We start from the raw sequence: 22854 nt of genomic DNA, 5'->3' as shown, positions 1-22854 counted from the left end.
GCGAAGCGGGGGCTGTTTCCCGTCCCGCCCGCTTCCCGGCCGGTCACCGGGCCGGCCAGGTCATCCCAGGACGCCCTTGAGCATCTCCTCCAGTGGCTGGTGCCCGTCCCAGTCCGGGTTGAACACGCGCTGGAACCTCTCCTCGTCCCAGTCCCCGCCCGCCATCTCGACAAGCCGCCGGACCAGCGTGCGGCAGAAGATCTGATAGCTGCGCTCGTCCGCCGGTCCCTCCAGCGTCCAGTCCCGTGGCTCGTACACCTTTGCCATCAGGGTCTCGTCCTGGTCGAACTCGGCGGAGTCGAGATAGGTGTCCGCGTTGCGGGCAGAGAACTGTCCGTCGCGGTCGATCAGTTCGATGAATTCCTCGGTGAGACGGTCAGCCCACTTCAGCAGACGGGACAGTTTTCCGCCCATGACCGTGGCGTCACAGGAGCAGTCCGTGCCGTGGGTGCGGGAGAACTTGAGCAGAATGCGGTGGTCCTCCAGCGCGTCCGGGACGATGCGGTTGTAGTAGACGCGGTTGCGCAGTGCCACCCAGGCCGCCCAGGCGTCGAAGGAGCCTCGGAAGACATAGTGGCCCGTCGTGTTGAGCAGCTTCTCGTAACGGCTGCGCACGCGGATGTCGTAGTGGTGGACGTAGGCCGGGAGGTCGGATTTCTTCCCGGCGTGGTCGGCCTTAATGAACTCGCCGATGAGCTTGTTGTTCTCCGTGAAGAGCCAGGAAGAGGTGGCGAACATGGGGTCGAGTACGGTGCCCGCGTTGCCGGTCAGGAACCACCGCTGCTCGGAGAATTGCTGGGTTGCCAGGCGGGCGAGCTGGCTCCGTGTGCCGAAGGAGCGCACCACGGGTTCCGGCCCAAGGATGTCCCGCAGCGCGCGATGCTCGCACAGGAAGGCCAGCAGTTCCTCGCCCGTTCCGACGGACGGTTCGGTGTGGCGCCGGTCGAAGACCACACCGATGCTGCACTGCGATTCGGACAGCGGCAGCAGCCATATCCAGTACCCGCGATACATGAAATACGTCATCGAGGACGCGCGGCCCCAGTGGGGAACGCGCTGCCGCCAAGCGTCATCCCCCAGCTCGTCCAGGGACCGGTAGCCCTCGAAGCGCCCCCAGCTCGCCGCGATGGGGTTGCGGTCCTCCTCGGGGACGAGGTCGAGCATGCGAGCGACGGGTGACGCCTCGCCGGCGGCGTCCACGAGCCAGGTGCAGTGGATGACGCCCGCGGAGGTCCGCACGGTGTGCCCGTGCTCACCGTCCAGGGTGATGGCCTCGGCTGGTGACTCGTCCGGGCCGCAGTTCAGCACGGTGGTGCCCAGCAGGACCCGGACCCCGGCGGCGCGGTTCATCTCGCACAGGTCGCGTTCCACGACCGGCCGGTCGATCAGATAGGTGGGGATCGGGTGGGGGCGCCGACCCCCGATCTCGGACATCCGCTCGATCGGTAGGTCCCTCTCGGGCGAATCGAAGAAGAAACGCGTGCCGGAACACACATGGTGGTGCTTGCGCAGGTACGGGCCCATCTTCAGGACGCGGTTGGCGTAGTTGGTGAACTCCTCGCCCGACGACTCGTCCAGGCCCGGCGGGAACTCGGTGACCTTGTCGATCACGATGATGTCGAGATCGGCGTGCTTCAGGCGCAGTTGGCGCGCGAGCGTGCCGCCGGCCAGCCCGGCACCAATGATCAGGACGTCGCAGGCGAGGTCGCCGCTCGAGTCCGCGTTAACGTTCATCACTTGTCTCCGTTCGTGGGCTGTGCCGCGGGCACGGACTGTGCCGTGTCGGTGGGGTGTTCTTTGTGCGGGGTCCGCGCCAATGCCGTGGCGCCGGTGGCAGCGGTCGTGACGGTCGGCTTGCGGGCCTGGAAGACCGCTACCGATCCCACGCGCTCGATGCCGACCTCCTGGAAGCGGCCGCGCAGGGCGTCTTCGAGGCCCCGCAGCGTGTCCGACGCGTTGTGGAAGTGGCCGCGTTCGTTGTAGGACCGCTGCAGCCACCGGGCGATCGCGTTGTGCCGGCCGTCCGCCACCACCGTCGCGCCGAACAGCACACCGTCCTGCTTCAGCAGCGGCGCGAGGTGGTCGAAGACGACGCTCTTCTCCGCGATGGTGCCGGGCAGGCAGTGAAGCAGGTAGGTCATACCGATGGAGTCGAACTTATCCGTGACGCCGGTGATCGGCTCCAGCACGTTCCGCCGATACGTCACCGGACGGTGTGCGCGGGCCGCGTCCGCGGAGTAGGCAAGGCTGTTTTCGTTGACGTCCATCAGCGCCAGTCGCGGGCTGTCGCTCGGGTAGCGGCAGTTCGCCACGTAGTAGCCGGTGCCCACCCCGACGTCCAGGTGGTTGGCCGACACATGCATGTTGTACGACCGCAGCAGCCGGGGCGTCGAGCAGCGCCAGCCGAGGCGGTTGCTGAAGCCGAGGACGAAGAACCGGTAGTAGGTGAGCCCCCATCGCGTGTACGCCGACTGCCCTTCGTGGACTTCCTTGGTCAATTCCATAGCGCTCCTCTTTCTCGACGTACGCGAAGAATGGGTGATGACAGGGGGTTCGGGATTCAGGGGAGTTGGTCCGCGACGATCCGGGCGAGCGGCGCAACGTGCTCCGGCGCCAGCATCGTCACGTGGTTCCCGGGGACGCGGTGCGTCGTCAGACCACCGCGTGCCAACGGCACCCAGGCCGAGTCCGGACGCTCCGGATCGATCACCTCCCGGCGTTCCTCGGCCAGGAAGTAGAGGATCGAACCGGGGTAGGGGCGGGGCCGGTAGGCATGAAGAGCCTCCTCGTTGGCCCGGTAGACGTCGCTGACCCGGCGGACATAGGCAATGGTCGTATCCTCCGCGACCTCCGGTACGAATGCCGAGAGGTCCGCCTCCGGTTGGCCCGTGGGGGGCATCTGTCCGGGGCCTGGCGTGTCGAACAGGGTCAGCAGGCGCACGTCCTCACCAGCGGCCGTCAGCCGCTGGGCCATCTCCAGCGCGACCAGGCCGCCGAAGGAGGAGCCCCCCAGGGCGTAGGGGCCGGTCGGCCGCGTCGCGCGTAGCTCCAACAGGTACCGGACGGCCATCTCCTCGACGGTGCGCAGCGGTGCGGTGCCCGCGGCCAGGCCTGCGGACTCGAAGCCGTAGACGGGCCGCTCCGAGGGTAGGCGGTGGGCCAGTTCCCGGTAGAGGTAGACGCTGCCGCCGACGGGGTGTAGGAGGAAGAGCGGTGTCCTGCTGTCGTCACCACGGTTGAGGAGGACTAGGGAACGGGGGCCGTCCACCGCTGCCGGCCGGCCGGGGGCCGGCGCGGCGTCGACCAGTTCGGCGAGCCGTGCCGCGGTCGGCGCGTCCAGCACGGCGTGGCCGGGAAGGTCCACTCCGAAGTCCGCACCGGCCCGGGCGACGACTTGCAGGGCGAGCAGCGAGCTTCCCCCCAACTCGAAGAAGTCGTCGTGGATGCCGACCGGGCTCACCCCCAACGCCGCTTCGAGCGCCGAGACGATGCGCGTCTCGGTCTCCGAGCGGGGCGTCGCGTACGCGGTGCTCAGGTCCGGGCGTGGGTACGCCTTCGTGGTCCGCGGCTGCGCAGGTGGTGCCGTCGTGGACCGGGGCGCCGGCTGGGGGTCGGCCGAGGCGGTGGGGCGTCCGGGCGCCTCGATCCAGTAGCGCCGGGTGTCGAAGGCGTACGTGGGGAGGGGGACACGGCGGGGAGCACGGCCCTTATGCAGCGCCGGCCAGTTCACCCGGGCGCCGTTCACCCACAGCCGGGCCAGCGCCTCCCGGGCGGCCTGGGCATCGTCGCGCACATCCTTCCGGTGCCGCATCGAGGCGATCAGTACGCGCTCCCGGGCCTGCGGCTGCTCTCCGACGAGTGCGCCGGCCGCGGTGCCGGGGCCGACCTCCAGCAGCAGTGCCTCCGGCTCGTCCGCCAGCAGCCGGGCCGCGCCGTCGGAGAACCGCACGGTGGCCCGTACGTGCTCTGCCCAGTAGGCGGGACTGGTCGCCTGCTCCGCCGTGATCCACTCGCCGGTGATGTTCGAGAGGAACGGAACGGCCGGTGGCTTGCTCTCGACGCGGACGAGGCGCTCCTCGAATTCCGCCAGCATCGGTGCCATCAGCGGCGAGTGGAACGCGTGCGAGGTCGCCAGCCGACGGTGCCGCACGCCGCGCTCGGCCAGCACACCTGCCGCACGGTCGATCGCTTCCTCTGGGCCCGAAAGCGCCGCCTGGTGCGGTGAGTTCACCGCCGCTACCACACACCCCTCGGCGTCGGCGAGTCTCGCGGCCTCTTTCTCGTTGAGGGGCACGGCCAGCATCGAGCCCCGTTGTTGACGTTGCATCAGCTCCCCGCGTGCGCAGACCAGTCGCACCGCGTCCGGCAGCGACCACACTCCCGCCACAGTCGCCGCCACGTACTCGCCCAGGCTGTGCCCGAGCATCGCGCAGGGCTCCACGCCCCAGGCACGCCATTGCTTCGCCATCGCCACTTGCATGGCGAACAGCGCCGGCTGCTGCAACCGCGTCTGCGCCAGTCGCGTCGCGGACTCGTCCTCGGGCTCCTCGTACAGCAGGGTGCACAGGTCCTCGCCCAGCTCTTCCTTCGCCACCTCCGCGCATTGCTCGACGACCTCGCGAAAAACGTTCTCGCGCTCATACAATTTCCGGCCCATCCCCGGGTATTGGGATCCCTGCCCGGCGAAGACGTACGCCACCGGGGCGTTGGTGCCCGCCACCCCGGTCAGCAGACCGTCCCCGTCGGCGAAGACCTGAGCGCCTTCGGTGGCGGTGCGTACCACGGCTGCGGCCCGGTGTTCGTACTGCCCTCGTCCCGTCTGCAGGGTGAACGCCACGTCGGGCAGTAGCTGTTCGGGAGCACGGTCCAGGTGACCTGCCAGGCGCGTCCGCTGACCAGACAGCGCCGCCGCCGACTTCGCGGAGGTGATCAGCGCCTGCCAGCCGTCCTCGTCCGGTCCGGACGACTCTGTGTCCGGCACCGGTGGCTGTTCCACGATCACATGCGCGTTGGTGCCGCCCATCCCGAAAGAGCTGACCCCAGCCCGCCGCGGCTCTTCCCCCGGCGTCCCCGGCCACTGCCGGGCCTCGGCGTTCACGAAGAACGGCCCGGACGCGAAGTCGATCTCCGGGTTCGGCTTCCGAAAGTGCAGGCTCGGCGGGATCACTCCGCGCTCGACGCTCAGCACCGCCTTGATGAACCCCGCGATCCCTGCCGCGCTATCCAGGTGCCCCACATTGGACTTCACTGACCCCAGCGCGCAGAACCCGCGGCGCGACGTGGACGCGGCGAACGCCTCCGCCAACGCTGCGACCTCAATCGGATCCCCCAGCCGGGTACCGGTACCGTGTGCCTCCACATAGCCGATGGAATCGGCCGGGACGCCCGCCAGCCGCTGCGCTTCGGCGATCACGTCCGCCTGGCCGCGTACGCTCGGCGCGGTGAAACCCACCTTGTCCGCGCCGTCGTTGTTGACCGCCGACCCGCGGATCACCGCGCGGACCCTGTCCCCGTCCCGCAACGCGTCCGACAGACGCTTCAGCACCACCATGCCGGCGCCGCTGGAGAACACGGTCCCGCGCGCGTCTGCGTCGAAGGGGCGGCAGTGCCCGTCGGGGGAGAGGATGCCGCCCTCCTGGTGCCAGTAACCGCTGCGTTCCGGTGCGCGTACCTTCGCGCCGCCGGCGAGAGCCATGTCGCACTCGCCCGAGCTCAGCGTGCGGCAGGCGTGTGCGATGGCGACGAGCGAGGTCGAGCACGCCGTGCTGACGCTGACGCTCGGGCCGCGCAGGTTGAGCCGGTAGGAGATCATCGAGCTGGCGAAATCCTTGTCGTTGCCCAGCCCCACGAGCGTCGGGTCGATCCGCTCCCCGCTGCGGTGTGGGACGAGGTTGTTGAGCAGGTAGCTGCTCATCGAGACCCCGGTGTAGACAGCGACCTGGCCCGGTTGCTCGTGCGGCGCGTACCCGGAGTCCTCCAGCGCCTCGTGCGCGCACATGAGCAGCAGCCGCTGCTGCGGGTCCATGAGCTCCGCCTCGCGCGGGGTGAACCCGAAGAACGCGGGGTCGAAGAGGTCGACGCCGTCCGGGGTGCCGGCCACCGGTACGTAGCGGCTGCCGATGCCTGCCGCGGACTCGGGGGGCTCGGCGGTGGGGACGAGCGACTCAACGCCGTTGACGAGGTTATCCCAGAAATCCTCGACGGTCCGTGCCCCGGGGAACCGGGCGGACATGCCGATGACGGCGACGGCGTCGTCGTCCGCCGTGCCGCGGACCGCCGTTACCGGGGCCCCGGCGCGCTGCGGCGCGGCCGGGGCGGGTGCGAGATGCCCCGCGAGCCGGGCGATCGTCGGGTAGCTGAACAGGTCCGCCACGGAGAGGGAGGCGTGCAGCCGTTCCTTGATCTGCCGTCCAGCTTCGATGAGGAGGAGGGAGTCCCCGCCCAATTCGAAGAAGTTGGCGTGAGTGTCGATCTGCGCCCGCCCGAAGAGGTTCCGCCAGATGTCGATGAGGGTGTTCTCGATATCCGTGCGCGACTGGGCCTCGGGCGCGGCGGCCGCTTCCGCCGCCTGCTCTGGCTGCCGGTTCCGATGGCGCTTCGTACCGCGCTCTAGACGGCCGGGCAGGCTCTCGGTGGAGACGACGACGCGCGGGTGGCCGCCGAAGAGCGCCGGCTCGATGGCAGCGAGCGCGTCCGCCGCGGTGAAGCCGGACGGCTCGTGGTGGGCGTGGGCCTCTAGCACCGCAGTGGGGAGCCGCTCGGCCGAGGCCATGCCCACGCCCCGCCAGGTGTCCCAGGCGATGGCCACTGCGTGCTCTGGGGCATCGGCGGACTCCGCCCACGCGTCGAGGAACGCGTTCGCCGCACAGTAGTCGACCTGGCCGAGGCTGCCCAGCAGCGCGCCGGTGGAGGAGAAGACGGCAAAGAACTCCAGTGAACGGTCGCGGAAGACGGACGTCAGGGCGAGCGTCCCGTCGACCTTGGGGGCCAGCACCCGTCGCATCGCCTCGGCCTGCTGGAACTGGGCGAGCCCGCCGCCCGCCACGCCGGCCGCGTGAATGACGCCCTCGATCGGCCCGAATTGGCTCTCCGCTCGTGTGACGGCCTCGCCGAGAGCCACGGGGTCGGCCACGTCGAATGCCTCGACGTGCACCTCGGCGCCGGCGGCCTCCAGTTCGCGGACCGCCCCTACTCGGTGCCGCACCTCGGCATCGGCGGCAGGGTCGTCTTCAAGAGCTGCCCACTGCTCGCGCGGGGGAAGCGGGGTCCGGGCGGTGAGCACCAGACGTGCCGCGTAGGTGCGCGCCAGCCAGGCCGCCACCGCGCGACCGATGCCGCCCAGGCCGCCGGTGATCAGATAGACCCCCTGTGGCCGCAGGCTCCTGCCGGGCTGGTGCGTGCCTTCCTGCGCGCGGTCCGGCACTTTCGGCGACGCCGTGCTCTCGACGCGCTCGGCATGGCGGATTCCGCCCCGGTACGCGACGAAGGCATCGGGCAGGGAGGCGGCCAACTCGTCGACGGCCGGGCGGACGTCGGCTTCGGCGTCCTCGAAGTCGAGGGCGGCGGCGGTCAGTGACGGATATTCCAACGGCAGGGTCTTGACCGGGCCGAGGACCAGGGCGCGGGTGGGCGGCGTCGCCGTACGGTCGTCCTGCTCCCGTCCGTCCACGCGGGCGAGATCGCGGGTGATCACGGCGAGACGCGTGGGGTGGTCCGACCGGTGCAGGCCGAGGGCGCGGGCGAGGTGGACGGGTGCGTCGAGGGCGACCACCCGGGCCTGGTCGACGTCGGCCGCGGTGTCGATGGCCCAGAGATACAGGATGTTCCAGACGCCCGCTGCTTCGGACGTCTCCTGGGCGTCAGGGGGTGTTTGCAGGGCGCCGACTAGCGTGTCGAAGTCCTCAGGAGCCTCCGGCCGGATGCGGAACGCGTCCCGCTCGGTCCGGGCGTATGAGCTGCCGGCCGCCACCGAGACGACGTGCGCGCCGAGTTCCCGCAGGCGGGCGGTCCAGCGGGCGCCGATGCCGCTCTCGTCGGTGAAGACGAGCCAGCGCTCACCGACCAGGGCCGTGGCCTGGGCGGGCAGCGGTGCCGGCCGGAAGACCGGCCGGAAGAGACGGGCGGTGCGGGCCGCGGCGCCTTCCGGCTTCCGCTCGATCCAGTGCCGTTGGGTGTCGAAGGCGTACGTCGGCAAGGGCACACGACGCGGGGTACGGCCGTGGTACAGGGCCGTCCAGTCGACCGCGGCGCCGTTCACCCATAGCCGGGCCAGTGCCTCCCGAGTCGCTTGCCCATCGCTTCGGGCGTCCATCGCGTGCCGCATCGAGGCGACCACGACGCGTTCTCGGGCGTGCTCCTGGGCACCGACGAGCGCGCTGGCGGCCGTGCCGGGGCCGACCTCCAACAGCAGCGCCTCCGGCTCGTCCGCCAGCAGCCGGGCCGCGCCGTCGGAGAACCGCACGGCGGCGCGCACATGCCCCGCCCAGTACGCAGGACTGACCGCCTGCTCCGCAGTGATCCACTCGCCCGTGACGTTCGACAGGAACGGAATCCGCGGCGCCGTCATCTCCACACCGGCGAGGCGCGCTTCGAACTCGGCCAGCATCGGCTCCATCAGCGGCGAGTGGAACGCGTGCGATGTCACCAGCCGACGGTGCCGCACGCCCCGCTCGGCCAGCACACTCGCCGCACGGTCGATCGCTTCCTGCGTGCCGGACAACACCACCTGACCGGGCGAGTTCACCGCCGCGACCACGCACCCTTCGGCCACGGCGAGCCGCTTGGCCTCCTCTTCACCCAGCGACACGACCAGCATGCCTCCGCGCGCCTGACGTTGCATCAGCTCGCCGCGTGCGCTGACCAGTCGCACCGCGTCCGGCAGCGACCACACCCCCGCCACCGTAGCCGCCACGTACTCGCCAAGGCTGTGCCCGAGCATCGCGCAGGGCTCCACGCCCCAGGCACGCCACTGCTCGGCCATCGCCACCTGCACGGCGAACAACGCCGGCTGCTGCACGCGGGTTTCCCGCAGTCGTTCCGCCGCCTCAGCAGTATCCCCGTAGACCAGGGAGCCGAGGTCCTCACCCAGTTCGTCCGCCGCGACCCGCGCGCACTGCCCGAAGACCTCCCTGAACACCTCTTCGCGTTCATGGAGTTCCTGCCCCATTCCCGGGAACTGCGACCCCTGGCCGGCGAACAGGAAGGCCACCGGAACGTCGGCGCCCGCCACCCCGGTCAGCACGCCGTGTCCCGGGCCGAAGGCCGTCGCTCCGTCCCCGGCGGTACGGACCACGGCCGCGGCCCGGTGCTCAAACTGTCCCCGCCCCGTCTGCAAGGTGAACGCCGCGTCCGAAAGCGGCTGTGCGGGTTCCCGCCGCAGGTGCTCGGCCAGCCGCGCCCGTTGCCCCGACAGTGCCTTCGCCGACTTCCCCGAGGTGACCAGAACCTCCCAGCCGTGCTCCGCGGGAGGCTCTGTATCCGCGTCCACCGCGGGCGGCTGCTCCACGATCACATGCACATTGGTCCCGCCCATGCCGAACGAGCTGACTCCGGCCCGCCGCGGGCCCCCGCCCGGTGCCTCCGGCCACTCCCGTACCTCCGCATTCACGAAGAACGGTCCTGAGGAGAAATCGATCTCCGGATTCGGCTTCCGGAAATACGGGCTCGGCGGAATCAGCCCCCGCTCGACGCTCAGCACCGCCTTGATGAACCCCGCGATCCCCGCCGCGCTGTCCAAATGCCCGACACTGGACTTCACCGACCCCAGCGCGCAGAACCCGCGGCGCGACGTGGACGCGGCGAACGCTTCCGTCAGCGCCGCGACCTCGATCGGATCCCCCAGCCGGGTACCGGTACCGTGTGCCTCCACATAGCCGATCGAATCGGCGGAGACGCCCGCCAACTGCTGGGCCTCGTAGACCACGTTCGCCTGGCCCCGGACGCTCGGCGCGGTGAAACCCACCTTGTCCGCGCCGTCGTTGTTGACCGCGGAACCACGGATCACCGCACGGATCGCGTCCCCGTCCTGCACCGCGTCCGACAGGCGCTTCAGTACGACGAGTCCGACGCCGCTGCCGCCCACGGTCCCCTGCGCGTCGGCGTCGAAGGGCCGACAGTGTCCGTCCGGGGAGAAGATGCCGCCTTCCTGGTACGTGTATCCGCCGCGCTGAAGGACGTTGATCGTCGCCCCGCCGGCGAGCGCCACATCACACTCGAAGTCGTACAGGCTCCGGCACGCCTGGTGGACCGAGACTAGCGAGGTCGAGCACGCCGTGCCGATAGTCATACTCGGCCCGGTCAGGCCGAGGCGGTGAGAGACCTGGGTGGCGGCGAAGTCCTTGTCGTTGAACAGCGAAATCTGCCGGGCGAAGGAGGCCAGCAGGTCGGTACGGGGCAGCAGGTGGTGGAGGAAGTATCCGCTGCGGCCGATGCCGAGGAACACGCCGATTGCGTCCTTGCAGCGGGCCGGATCGCAGCCCGCGTCCTCCAGGGCCTCCACGGCCACTTCGAGAAGGAACCGCTGCTGCGGATCCATCAGCTCCGCCTCGCGGGGCGTGAAGCCGAAATAGCCCGCGTCGAACTCCTCGATGCCGACCAGGATTCCGCCAGCGCGGACGAGACCCGGATCGGCGAGCACCGTGGCATCGCCGTGTGCGGCGACGACATCGTCGTCATCGAGGGCGGAGACGGACTCGGTCCCGGCCAGGAGGTTCCGCCAGAATTCCTCGGGGTCGGCGGCGCCGGGAGCCCGAAGTCCCAGGCCGACGACGGCTATGGCGCGCTCGTCGCTCATCGCTTTCCCCCGTCCCGCGCCGCGCGGCGCCTGTCGAGTCGGCTCTGTACGGAGCCGAATGCCGGTGTTTTCTCTGCTTGAGTGAGGTGCCGGGCGAGGGCGGAGATGGTGGGGTGCTGGTAGAGGTCGGTCATGACGACCTTGCCTGGGAAGGCGACCTTCACCCGGCCGAAGACCCGGGCGAGCAGCAAGGAGTCGCCGCCGAGGTCGAAGAAGCCCTCATCCGTACCCGGCCGTTCGACGCCCAGGATCTCCGACCAGATCGCCGCAATCGTCTTCTCGGCCCCGGTCCTCGGCGCGCGGTGGGGGCGCCGTGCCCGCGCCGGTTCGGGGGAGGGGAGAGCCGTCCAGTCGACCTTGCCGTTGGGGGTGAGCGGAACAGTGGGCAGGGCGACGAAGGCCGCGGGGACCATATAGTCGGGAAGCGTCGCCTGCAGCGTCCGTGCCGCCTCGCCGCCGTCGAAGGCCGCGGCGCCCTCGGCCACGACGTAGGCGACCAGGCGCCTGGCACCGGGCTGGTCCTCGTGGACGACCACGACGGCCTCGCGTGTGCCGGGAAGCCTGCGGAGCGCAGCTTCGATCTCACCCAGCTCGATGCGGAACCCGCGCAGCTTCACCTGGCGGTCGTTGCGGCCGAGGTACTCCAACTCACCGTGCGGGTGCCAGCGCGCCAGGTCTCCGGTGCGAAACAGCCGCCCGCCGGGCCGTGACCCGTACGGATCGGGGACGAAGCGCTCAGCGGTCAGCGACGGCCGGGCGTGGTAGCCCTGGGCGACGCCCTCACCCCCGAGGTAGAGCTCGCCCGCGATACCGACGGGCACGGGGTTCATGTGGTCGTCGAGGACATACGCCCGGGAGCCAGCGACGGCCCGCCCGATGAGCGGTTTGTCACCGTGTTCGGGGACAATGGCGAACGTCGAGTACACCGTGTCCTCGGACGGACCGTACAGGTCGTAGACCTTGCGGATGCCGTCGCGCGCGTAGAGCCGGTCCGCCAGGTCGCGCGGGAGCGGCTCCCCGGCGAGGTTGACCACCCGCACCCCGGAAGGCAGCTCACCCACGCGCAGCAGGGTGTCGATCGCGGAGGGGACGGTGTTCACCAGGGTCACGCTCTCCCGGGCCGGCAGCGACGGCAGCAGGAGGGCGTTGCCGGCGAGGATAACGGTGGCGCCCACCGACAGCGGCAGGAAGAGTTCGAACACCGAAAGGTCGAAACAGATCGAGGTGGAGGCGAGCGTGCCCGCGAGTTCCTCGCGCGAGAAGACGCCCTGCGCCCAGGTCAGCAGGGCGACGACGTTCCCGTGAGTGATCCGTACGCCCTTGGGTCGGCCCGTCGACCCTGAGGTGTAGATCACCAGGGCGACGGACTGTTCGTGGACCGGCGTGCCGGCCGGAGCGCTCGGAACACCCGCCTCCTGGGGGTTGCCGTCCGCGTCCACCAGCAGCAGGCGGGCCGAGGAGCGGGCCAGCACCTCGCGCGTCGTCTCCTGCGCGAGCACGACCACCGGCTCGGCGTCGCCGAGGATCTGCTCGATGCGCGAGAGCGGATACGCCGGGTCGAGCGGTACGTAGGCGGCGCCCGCCTTCAGCGTGGCCAGCAGCGTCGCGGGCAGGTCGGCTTCGCGGTCCAGGCAGACGCCCACGAACGCGCCGGGGGTTACGCCGGCCCGGCGCAGCCGTGCCGCGAGGTGCTCGGCGCGGGCGTCCAGCTCCCGGTACGTCAGCCGATCCTCGCCGACGATCAGCGCCGTCGCGTCGGGTGTCCTCACCGCCTGGGCCTCGAACAGCTGGTGCACGCCGCGTGGCGGGGTCCGTTCGGCGGGGATGTCACCCGTGTCGGCGGGCTCCTGGCTGCCTTCGGTGCCCCCGTCGGTGTTCCAGTCGACGAGCACGCGCCGTCGCTCGTCCTCCGTGAGGACCGGCAGATCGCGGATCCTGCCGGGTGCGTCGGCGAGAACGGTGAGGATCACCTCGTAGTGGTCGAGCATCCGCGCGACGGTGTCCGGGGCGAACCGGTCCTCGTCGTAGGCGATCTGCACCGTCATCGGGTCACCGGGGGCGACGGTGAGGGTGAGGGGGAAGCTCGTCTGCTCCGCCATGTGGACGTTCTCGACCTCGAACGTTCCGGGGTTCGAACTGAGTTCGGTGCCGAGTGGGAAGTTCTCGAACGCCACCAGCGACTCGAAGAGCGGAACGTCACCCGGCAGCTGGGCCCAGCGCCGGATCCGGGAGAGGGGGGCATAGCCGAACTCCTCGCGCTCGACCTGCGCGGACTGGAGAGCCCGCAGCCAGTCCGCGACCGGTGCCCCGTCGTCGACTTGGACCGGTGCGGGCAGGGTGTTCAGGAACGGGCCGACCATGGCCTCCGCGCCCGGGAGGGACGGCGGCCGCCCGGACGCGATCATCCCGAACATGACGTGCGGTTCGCCTCCGTAACGGCGTAACAGGATCGCCCAGGCGCCTTGGGCGTACGTGCTCAGGGTGAGGCGTTCGCGTCTGGCCGCGGCCTGGAGGGCGGCAGTGGTTCGGGTCGGGAGGGCGACACGTCGCTTGGCGACGGTGCGGGGCGCCGGGTAGCCGACCACCGGAGGACGCCCGACCCCCAGCGGGGTGGGCCCCTGGACGCCGGCGAGCGCGCCGCGCCAGTACTTCTCGGCCTCGGCCTCGTCTTGGTCGCGCAGCCACGCTATGTACTCGCGGTACTGGGTGGCCGGGCCGGGCGGCATCGTCCCGCCCTCGACGCGGCACCGGTAGCCGTTGAGGACCTCGGCCATGACGACCGGCATGGACCAGCCGTCGGACACCGCGTGGTGGCGCGTCCACAGAAACCGGTGGCACCGGTCGGCGAGCCGGATCAGGACGCACCGCATCAGCGGTGCGCGCGCGGGGTCGAAGTCGGTGGCGCGGTCGTCCGCCAGCAGGGATTCGAAACGGTCCCGCTGCTCCGGGGCCGGGAGGGCCGACCAGTCCTCCTCGCGCCACGGGAGGTCCACGTCGCGCCGCACGACCTGGAGGGGCTGGTCGCGGTCGATGTGCGCGAAGAGGGTGCGGTGTACGGCATGCCGCGTGATCACGTCGTCCCAGGCGGCGCGCAGCGCCCCGGTGTCGAGGCGCCCGCGGATGTCGAAGGACAGCTGCAGTACGTAGACGCCGCTGCCCGGCGCGAGCTGGGAGTTGAGCAGCATCGCCTGCTGGAGCGGAGAGGCCGGGTAGATGGCCTCGATGTCGCGGGTGGTGTTCATCGTGTCCCTCGGTTCCTAGCCCTCAAGTTCCTCGAAGAGGTCGTCCAGCTCCTGTTGCGTGAGGTCGATGTCCGGGAAGTCGGACGGGTCGAGCCGCACCTGCCCCGTCCGGCAGTCGTCGAGAGCCTGCCGGACGGCCGCGGTGAACCGGGCCGCGAGGGCCTCGATCGTCCGCGCGTCGTGCACGGCCTCGCCGTAGGTGAACTCGACGCGCAGGCGCCCGTCCGCGACAATGGCGTTGATGTTCAGCAGGTGCCTGCGGTGCTGTGCCGGGCCGTGCGAGGCGCCGACCGGGTCGCCCGAGAGCGTGAAGAGCGCCTGGGGCGCGTGCGAGGCGTCGGCCTGTCCCAGGTAGTTGAAGACGATCTCGGCTCGGCAGCCGTCGCCCAGGCGGGCGCGCACTGCTCCGTCGGAGCTGAGGTAGCGCAGCAGTCCGTAACCGATGCCGTGCCGGGGGACGCTTCTGACCTGCTCCTTCACGGCGGGCAGGGCATCGGCCCCGCCGGTTGGCGGCACGTCCAGGCGCAGCGGGTACATCGCCGTGAACCAGCCGATGGTGCGCGAGATGTCCACGTCGTCGAAGAGCTCCTCGCGACCGTGTCCCTCGACGTCGACGAGCAGGGAGCCGGGGCCGGTCCACGGGGCGCAGGCCGTGGCCAGGGCGCTCAGCAGCACCTCGTGCACGTCGGCCCGGTGGGTGGCGTGCACGTCCCGCACCAGCGTCGTGGTCTCCTCGCGGGTCAGCTCCGCGAGGACGGTGCGCGCGCCCGCCTCGGTGTTGTCGCCGTCGTGGTCCCGCGGCAGGGGTACGACCGGGGGCTCGGTCTGCCTTGCCCAGTAGTCGAGTTCGGCCCGGGTCGGCCCGGCGTCGGCGTGCTGGGTGATCCGGCTGATCCATTCTTTGTACGAGGTGGTCTTCGGCGGAAGGCCGACGTCATGGCCGGCACGCAGGGCCTCGTAGGCGCGCTGGAGGTCTTCCATGAGGACGCGCCAGGAGACGCCGTCCACGGCGGTGTGGTGGATGACGGTGTAGAGCTGGTCCGCCCGCTGCCCGCCGTAGTCGAGGTAGACCATGCGCAGTAGCGGCCCGTCCGTGAGGTCGAGAGACCGCTGGGCGCGGTCCTGCACGGTCGCGACGGCCTTGGCCCAGTTGGACGGCTCCCAGTCGGTCAGGTCGAGGTGTTCGACGGGGGCGCCCCGCTCTTCGGGTGGGCTGGTCCGCTGCCGGCGCCCGTTCGGGCCGTCGGTGAATCGGTTGCGCAGGGCGTCGTGGTGGCGTACGACGGCGTCGCGGGCGCGGGCCAGCAGGTCGAGGTCGAGCGCTCCGGCGGTGACGTCGACGAGCACGGCCTGGTTGTAATGGTGCGCGTCGGCGAGCTGCTGCTCGAAGAACCAGTGCTGGATGGGGGCCAGGCCCGCTTCGCCGAGCACCAGCCCCTGCTCAGCGGTCGGCCCGGTGGCCTCCTTGGCGACCGCGGCGAGTCCGGCGAGTGTCTGGTGCCGGAAGAGGTCGCGAGCGGACAAGGACATTCCGGCCTGCTTGGCACGCGAGACCATCTGGATGGCGATGATCGAGTCGCCGCCGAGGGCGAAGAAGTTGTCGTCGACGCCGACGCGCTCCAACCGCAGAAGTTCGCCCCAGATCTCCGCGAGCCGCTGCTCGGTCCGGGACCGCGGCGCCACGTAGGACTCGGCGCGCGCGCCCTCGGTGCCGGAGGCGGGGAGGGCCTTGCGGTCCACCTTGCCGCTGGCCAGCAGCGGCATCGCGGTGAGCTCGACGAAGAGCGCGGGGACCATGTAGCGCGGCAGTCGCGCCTCCAGGTGGCCGCGCACCCGAGCCACGTCGAATTCCCGTTCCGGAACGACATGGGCCACCAGGCGCATACCGCCGTGCCCGTCGTCGTCCGCGACGACCGCGCACATTGCCACGCCCGGAGCGCCGGCGAGCACCGCTTCCACTTCGCCCAGCTCCACCCGGAAGCCGTGTACCTTGACCTGATGGTCGCGGCGGCCGATGAACTCCAGGGTGCCGTCGGACCGATACCGCACGATGTCGCCCGTGCGGTACATGCGCCCAGGCCCGTCCGGCCCGTCCGGTGCGTACGGGTCAGTGACGAACCGCTCGGCGGTGAGCTCGGGCCGGTGCAGGTAGCCACTCGCCACGCCTTCCCCCCCAAGGCACAGTTCGCCGGGGACACCGACCGGCACGGGGCGCAGACGCTCGTCCAGGACGTAGGCCCGGGTGTTGGGCAGCGGGCGGCCGATCGAGTGGCCGGGGCCGGTCACCGTGTGGCTGGTGGACCAGATCGTCGCCTCGGTCGGACCGTAGACGTTCAGCACCTGGCCTCCGACGGCTGCGGACAACGTGCCGGCCAGCGCGGGCGGCAGGGCCTCGCCGCCGATCAGCATCCACCGGAGATCGCGCAGCGCGGCGCGTGCCTCGTCGTCGGCGGCCAGCAGCGCCGCGAGAGAGGGGGTGCACTGGAGGTGGGTGACACCGTGCGCGGCGATGAGACCAGCGAGGTCCTCCCGGCCCACTCCCTCCGCCGTAGTATTGGTCAACTGCCTTAGCGCATCGAGGTGTTCGAGGCTCGCCAGTGCCTCGTCCGTTCCCACGCCGAAGTCGATCAGGCAGGCGATCTCGTCCACCCCGCTCTCCCGCAGCCGGTCGACGAGGACGGCACACTGTTCGGGGGTGCCGAAGAGGCCGCTGGTGGCGTAGTAGCGATCGAAGGCGTGGTCGAGAAGTGAGTCGAGGTCGCTCTCATCGAAGTCCTCCAGTTCCAGGCCGCGGGAGCGCGCGACGGGCCGGACCAGCTCAGTCGACTCGCGCAGGTAGTTCTTGAACGGTTCGCGGACCGTCCGCCGGACGTGGTCCTCAGCGTCGGAGACGAAGGTATGCAGCATCAGCGTGACATGGCCTTCGCCGGGGTGCCCGGCATCCCGCCAGGCGGTGCGGTAGACCTCGACGGACACGGCGAGTTCCTCGGCCGACTGCCCGAGGAGGTGGGTGAGCAGGTTGGCGCCGAGGGCACCGGCCCGGCGGAAGGTGTCCGGGTTTCCCGCCGCGGTGATCCACACCGGCAGTTCGGGCTGTACCGGGCGTGGCAGGGTGCGCACTTCGATGTCCTGGCCGGTACCCGAGGCCATGCGGACCGCTTCGCCGCGCCACAGCCTACGGACGACGTCGAGATCGCGGAACATGACGTCCTTGCGGTCGGCGAACTTCTCCGGCGCGAGCGCGAAATCGTGCGGCTGCCAGCCCGAGGCGAGGGAAAGCCCGACCCGCCCGCCGGAGAGATTGTCGATCATTGCCCAGTCCTCGGCGACCCGGACGGGGTGATGCAGTGGCAGGACGAGGCTGCCGGTGCGAATGTCAATGCGGCGGGTGGTGGCGGCCAGCGCCGCGGCAGTGACGGTCGGGTTCGGGTACAGCCCGCCGAAGGTCCCGAAGTGCCGCTCGGGCGTCCACACGGCGGCGAACCCATGCTCGTCGGCCCAGCGGGCGCCCTCCAGCAGTAGCCGGTACTTGTTGCGGCCGCGCTCTCCGGCGTCGCTGGCAAAGTAGAACAGGCTGAAGTCGACGGGCTGGGTGGCGGCCGGTTTCCGGGCGCCGCTGAGCACCAGGTCCTCGCCGGCGAGCACGACCTTGAAGCCGCGGGTGAGGGTCCACAGCAGCTCCAGGACGGAGATGTCGAAGGTGTAGTGCGTCACCGCCAGCCAGGTGCCCGGCGTGCGGTCGCCGAACCGGTCGTCCATGGCGGCGAAGAAGGAGGCCAGGTTGCGGTGGGCGACGACGACGCCCTTGGGGCGGCCAGTGGAACCCGAGGTGTAGATTACGTACGCGGGGTGCTCCGGGGTGGTGGTGCGCTCCGGTGCCGCCCCGGCTGGAGCCGCAATCACCGTCGCGTCCGTCTCGGGGGTGACGAGCTCGACGCCGTCGGGCAGGTCCGCGGCCCGGCTACCGGGCGCGATCACATGACGCAGCCGCGCGTCCTCGATCATGAACGCGACCCTTGCGGCGGGGGCGTGCGGGTCCAGCGGTACGTACGCGGCGCCCGCCTTGAGGACCGCGAGCAGGGCGACGACCATTCCGGCCGACCGCTCCAGCCACAGGCCGACGAGGGCACCCTCGGCCACGCCACGTGCGCGCAGCCCGTGAGCCAACCGGTTCGCCGCTTCGTCCAGTTCGCCGTAGGTGAGGGCCCGGCCGCCGGAAACCAGTGCCGTGGTGTCGGGGCACTCCTCGACCCGCGCCTCGAAGGCGTCAGCCACGAACGGGGTGTCGGGGTAGGACACATGGTCCTCATTCCAACGCGTCAGCAGCAGCTCCTCCTCCGCCTCTGTCAGGCATCCGAGTTCACCGACCCTGGCCGCTGGGTCGCGGACGATCGCTCGCAGCAGCTCGGAGTAGTGGCCGGCCAGCCGCTGGATGGTCTCGGCGTCGAAGAGGTCGGTGCGGTATTCGATGCGCCCGGTGATGCCGTCGTCGCCGTCGAGCAGGTCGAGGGTGAGGTCGTACTTGGCGACGGCGCCGGGCAGGGCCAGTGGCTCAATGCCCACGCCGTCCATGACCAGGCCGGCGCCGGGCTCGGTCTGGTAGACGAACAGGGTCTGGAACAGCGGGGTGTGCCCGGGGTCACGGGGCGGGTTGAGGGCCTCGACCAGGCGCTCGAAGGGCAAGTCCTGGTGAGCCTGCGCGGCCAGGGTCGTCTCCCGCACCCGGGCGAGGAGTTCGTCGAAGGAGGGGTCGCCGGACAGGTCGGTGCGGATGACTAGGGCATTGAAGAAACAGCCGATGAGGTCCTGCACCTCGGCGCGGGTGCGGTTGGCGACGGGCGTGCCGACCGCGATGTCCTGCTGCCCAGTGTAGCGCGCCAGTAGCACGTCGAACGCGGCGAGCAGCGCCATGAACATCGTCGACTGCCGTTCGCCGGCCAGCGCGCGCAGCGCGTCGGCGGTCTCCCGGTCGAGGGTGAGCGGTTCGGTGGCGCCCGCCACCTGCTGGACGGCGGGCCGCGGCCGGTCGGTCGGCAGTTCCAGCAGGGCCGGGAGGTCACGCAGCTGGTCCATCCAGTACTCCAGCTGCGGGCGGATCTCCTCTCCTTCAAGACGCCGGTTTTGCCAGGAGGCGAAGTCGGCATATTGAACAGGGAGTTCGGGAAGACGGGCGGGCCGGCCGGCGCGGAAGTCCGAGTACAGTGTCACGACCTCTCGCCAGAGCACCGCGGTCGACCAGCCATCGGAGACGATGTGGTGCAGGCACAGCAACAGGACGTGTTCCGCGTCGCCGACGCGCAGGATCTCGGCGCGTAGGAGCGGGTCGTGCTCCAGGTCGAACGTGCGGGCCGCGAAGGCAAGGGCCAGGGGCAGCACGTCCACCGCGGCTACGTCCGTCACTGGCACGTCCAGGTCATAGGGCTCCCGGACGATCTGCATCGGGACGGTGTCCACGCTTACCACGTTCGTCCGCAGTGCCTCGTGGCGGCGGACGACCTCGCGCAGCGCGCGGACGAGGACCGCGACGTCCAGCGCGCCCGTCAGGCGCAGCGCGGCGGGGATGTTGTAAGCGGCGTTGGCGCCGTCCACCTGGGAGAGCACCCACAGGCGGCGCTGCGCGTAGGACAGCGGCAGCGGTCCGGTGCGCTCAACGGGCGTGATGGCGTCGGCGTCCGCCCCGGCGGCGGTGTCGGTGCGGGCGGCATCGATCAGCTCCGCCAGCCGCGCCACCGTGGGAGCCTCGAACAGCGTGCTGACCTGGAGCCCGACGCGGGTGGCGGCCCGTACACGGGCGACGACGCGGGTGGCGCCGAGTGAGTTACCGCCCAGTGCCTGGAAGAAGTCGTCGTGCAAGCCGACCTTTTCGCAGCCGAGGATGCCCCTCCACAGCTCGGCGAGGAGAACCTCGGTCTCGGTACGCGGCGCGACGTAGCTCTCGGCGCGCGAGGCGTCGGGGTCGGGCACCGGCAACGCCCGGCGGTCGACCTTGCCGTTCGGGGTGAGCGGCAGGGCGGGCAGCGTGACGACGGCGCCCGGGACCATGTACTCCGGCAGGTGGGCACGCAGCCGGTCGGTGAGATCGGCGGTGCGCAAGTGGGCGCCGCGCCGGGGGACGACGTACGCCGCCAGGTACGGGTCTCCGCCGTCGGTGCGGACCATTACGGCGGCATCGGCCACCCGCTCCGCGCGGCGCAGCAACGTCTCGATCTCACCGAGTTCCACACGGTGGCCGCGGATCTTCACCTGCCGGTCCGCACGGCCCAGGAACACCACCGAGCCGTCCGGCCGCTGCCGCACGACATCGCCGGTGCGGTACATCACGGAGCCCGGATCGCCGGCGAAGGGATCGGGCAGAAAGCGCTCGGCCGTCGCTCCCGGCTGTCCGGCGTAGCCGCGGGCGAGGCTCCGTCCCGCGAGGTATAGCTCGCCGGGCGCGCCTTCCAAGACGGGGCGCAGTTGCGCGTCGAGGACATAGACGCAGTAGTTGGCCAGCGGCAGCCCCACGGGGACCGACCCGTCGGCGTCGCCGGCGACGGCGGTCAGTGCACCGACGGCGGCCTCAGTGGGACCGTAGTGGTTGACCACCCGCAGTCCCGGGCGGAGCGTACGGACGCGCTCGACGAGGGGTGCGGTGAGCTCTTCGCCGCCGAGCACGAGGCAGGTAGTGGGCAGCAGTTCGGCCGCGTCCGGCGCGTCCAGCAGCGCGGCGAGATGCGAGGGGACGATCTTCAGCAGGTCGACCGGCTGTTCGCGGAAGCGGCGCACGAGGGCGTCGGGGGCCAGCACCTCGTCTGGGGCCGCGAGGAAGAGCGACCGGCCGGTGCCCAGGGCGCCGAAGACCGCGGTATGGCCCAGGTCGGCCGCCGTGGTGGCCAGCGTGCCCAGGACGGCGGCCTCGGGCAGGACGAGCCGGGCCAGGACGCTCTCGGTGTAGTTGTGGATAGCGCGGTGCGGTACACCGACACCCTTGGGGCGGCCGGTCGATCCGGAGGTGAAGACGAGATACGCGAGATTCTCCGGGTGCACAGGCACCTCGGGTGGAGTGTCCGGGAATTTAGCTGGTCCCACGGTGTTGTCCAGGTCGATGACCGGGATGCCGTCCGCCGTTCCGGGGGTGAGCAGACCGCGGTGGGTGACGACGGCCGCCGGGCGGGCGTCCTCGATCATCCCGGCCAGACGCACGGCTGGCAGCGCCGGGTCCAGGGGGACGAACGCGCCACCCGCCTTGAGGACGGCGAGCAGGGCGACGACGAAGTCGGTGGAGCGCTCGATCACGAGACCCGCCGGCACATCGGGACCGACCCCGTGCGCACGCAGCGCGTGCGCCAGCCGGTTCGCGGCCGTCTCGACCCCCCGGTAGGTCAGCCGCTGTCCACCGCAGGTCACGGCGAGTGTGTCGGGCTGGCTGGCGGCGTACCGAGCGAAGCGCGCGTGCACGAGTTCGGGGGCCGGGCGCGGCGCGCGGTCCCCGCGGCCGTGTGTGAGGACCCGCGTGGTCTCCTGGGCATCGGCCAGACCGAGGTCGTCGAGCGGTGCCTCGGGGGTGGCCGCGATGGCGCGCAGAAGCGAGGCGAGCTGCTCGGCGAGGCGCTGGGCGTGCCGCTGGGAGACCTGGCGTGAGTCGTGGTGGAGGCTCAGCCGCAGTACACCTCCGGACCCGTGGGCCAGGTCGAGGTGGAGGGCTGACGCCACCGGTCCGACGCTGAGGTCCGCTAGGGTCAGCACGGCGTCCCGGACCCGTACGGGGTCGGGCAGTGCGGTGGAGGCGCAGGTGTACGGGGGCGGCTCGGCCGCCCGCGTACCGTCGAAGGAGAACTGTTCCGCCTCGGCGTCGGCCAGCGCCGCATCCAGCTCACGGGCGACCTCGGCGAACGACGCCCTGGCGTCCATCGCGGCGAGACGCGGCACCGAACTCTCGAAGTTCCCCACCACGCCCTGGAGTTCGTCCAGGCCCCGGGAGGTGGGAATGAGCGCCATGGCGATCTGGTCGTCGCCGGTGAGCCGCCACAGCAGCACCTGCCAGGCGCCGAGGACCACGGCCGTGGGCGAGCAGCCGAGCCGGGCCGCGGCCTCCCGCACCGCCGCGACCCGGTCCGCGTCGAGGACAACCCGCACCGCACCGGGGCCGGTGCCCGCGCCGGGCTCGAAGGGCAGCGCGACCTCGCGCGCGGTGGGCAGTTCCCGCCCGAGCCAGTCGTCCATCCGTCGGCGCGCCGTGTCGTCGGCGACCTGCTCGTGCAGCCATTCCGCCGCATCCAGGTACTGGAGCGGTTCCTCGTCCTCCTGCTGCCGGCCGCCGAGCTCGGCAGCCAGTTCCGTGAACAGGACGCACAGGGAGCGGCGGTCGGCGAACAGACCGGAGACCGTCAGGACGAGCACGGCCCGGTCCGCGCCCGCCAGGAGACGGGCGCGCAACGCGCGGCCCTCCGGGCGGCGGGCGTCCTCCTCGGCCGCCCGCACGACCGCCGCGCCGGCCGTGTCACCGTCCGGGAGAAGGTCCTCGATCCACTCCGGCTCACTCGCGTCGTCCACCAGTTGCAGCGGGGCCGCAAGGCCGGGCACCGGTACCAGACGCGAACGCAGTGACTCGTGGCGCCCGACGACGGTACGGACTGCGCGCGCGACGTCGGAGGGCGGTATCGCACTGTCCAGTGCAATGCGGCACTGCGCCCACCGTGCGGCGGAGTGGGTCCACGCGTGGAGCTGCGGTGGGGAAAGGCGGAATCCGGCCGTGGCCGTGCCCGCCAGATCGGCGTCGTTCATCGAAAGCGACTCTCCATTGCTCATCAGCTGATTCGGTCGGGCGCGTACCAGCTGTAC

General features: G+C 71.1%; 5 protein-coding genes. All 5 read right to left on the bottom strand.

Annotation, left to right across the window (positions count from 1 at the left end):
* Positions 1 to 60 precede the first annotated feature (60 nt).
* The 5 genes from OEIGOIKO_RS02210 to OEIGOIKO_RS02190 are packed head-to-tail and all read right to left on the bottom strand — an operon-like array spanning position 61 to position 22797.
* Entirely contained in the window at positions 61 to 1734 is a 1674-nt protein-coding gene (locus OEIGOIKO_RS02210) for an NAD(P)/FAD-dependent oxidoreductase (protein WP_125051313.1), read from the bottom strand.
* Positions 1734 to 2504, bottom strand: a complete 771-nt coding sequence (locus OEIGOIKO_RS02205; RefSeq protein ID WP_125051311.1) for a class I SAM-dependent methyltransferase — start codon at positions 2502 to 2504, stop codon at positions 1734 to 1736. The genes OEIGOIKO_RS02210 and OEIGOIKO_RS02205 overlap by 1 nt, the downstream gene beginning before the upstream one ends.
* A gap of 56 nt (positions 2505 to 2560) precedes the next feature.
* Positions 2561 to 10792, bottom strand: a complete 8232-nt coding sequence (locus OEIGOIKO_RS02200; protein WP_125051309.1) for a type I polyketide synthase — start codon at positions 10790 to 10792, stop codon at positions 2561 to 2563.
* Positions 10789 to 14034: a non-ribosomal peptide synthetase gene (locus OEIGOIKO_RS02195; RefSeq protein WP_125051307.1), complete on the bottom strand. Its 3246-nt coding sequence runs from the start codon at positions 14032 to 14034 to the stop codon at positions 10789 to 10791. The genes OEIGOIKO_RS02200 and OEIGOIKO_RS02195 overlap by 4 nt, the downstream gene beginning before the upstream one ends.
* 15 nt (positions 14035 to 14049) lie before the next feature.
* Positions 14050 to 22797, bottom strand: a complete 8748-nt coding sequence (locus OEIGOIKO_RS02190) for a non-ribosomal peptide synthetase (RefSeq protein ID WP_125051305.1) — start codon at positions 22795 to 22797, stop codon at positions 14050 to 14052.
* Positions 22798 to 22854 lie beyond the last annotated feature (57 nt).

Source organism: Streptomyces paromomycinus (genome assembly GCF_003865155.1).
GTDB lineage: Bacteria > Actinomycetota > Actinomycetes > Streptomycetales > Streptomycetaceae > Streptomyces > Streptomyces chrestomyceticus.
Note: the sequence above shows the minus strand (reverse complement) of the source record. Positions and strands in the feature narration are given on the sequence as shown.

What these genes read in the sequence shown, in the direction of transcription:
- OEIGOIKO_RS02210 (WP_125051313.1), bottom strand. Translation starts at nt 1,734, where the DNA reads ATGAACGTTAACGCGGACTCGAGCGGCGACCTCGCCTGCGACGTCCTG.
- OEIGOIKO_RS02205 (WP_125051311.1), bottom strand. Translation starts at nt 2,504, where the DNA reads ATGGAATTGACCAAGGAAGTCCACGAAGGGCAGTCGGCGTACACGCGA.
- OEIGOIKO_RS02200 (WP_125051309.1), bottom strand. Translation starts at nt 10,792, where the DNA reads ATGAGCGACGAGCGCGCCATAGCCGTCGTCGGCCTGGGACTTCGGGCT.
- OEIGOIKO_RS02195 (WP_125051307.1), bottom strand. Translation starts at nt 14,034, where the DNA reads ATGAACACCACCCGCGACATCGAGGCCATCTACCCGGCCTCTCCGCTC.
- OEIGOIKO_RS02190 (WP_125051305.1), bottom strand. Translation starts at nt 22,797, where the DNA reads ATGAACGACGCCGATCTGGCGGGCACGGCCACGGCCGGATTCCGCCTT.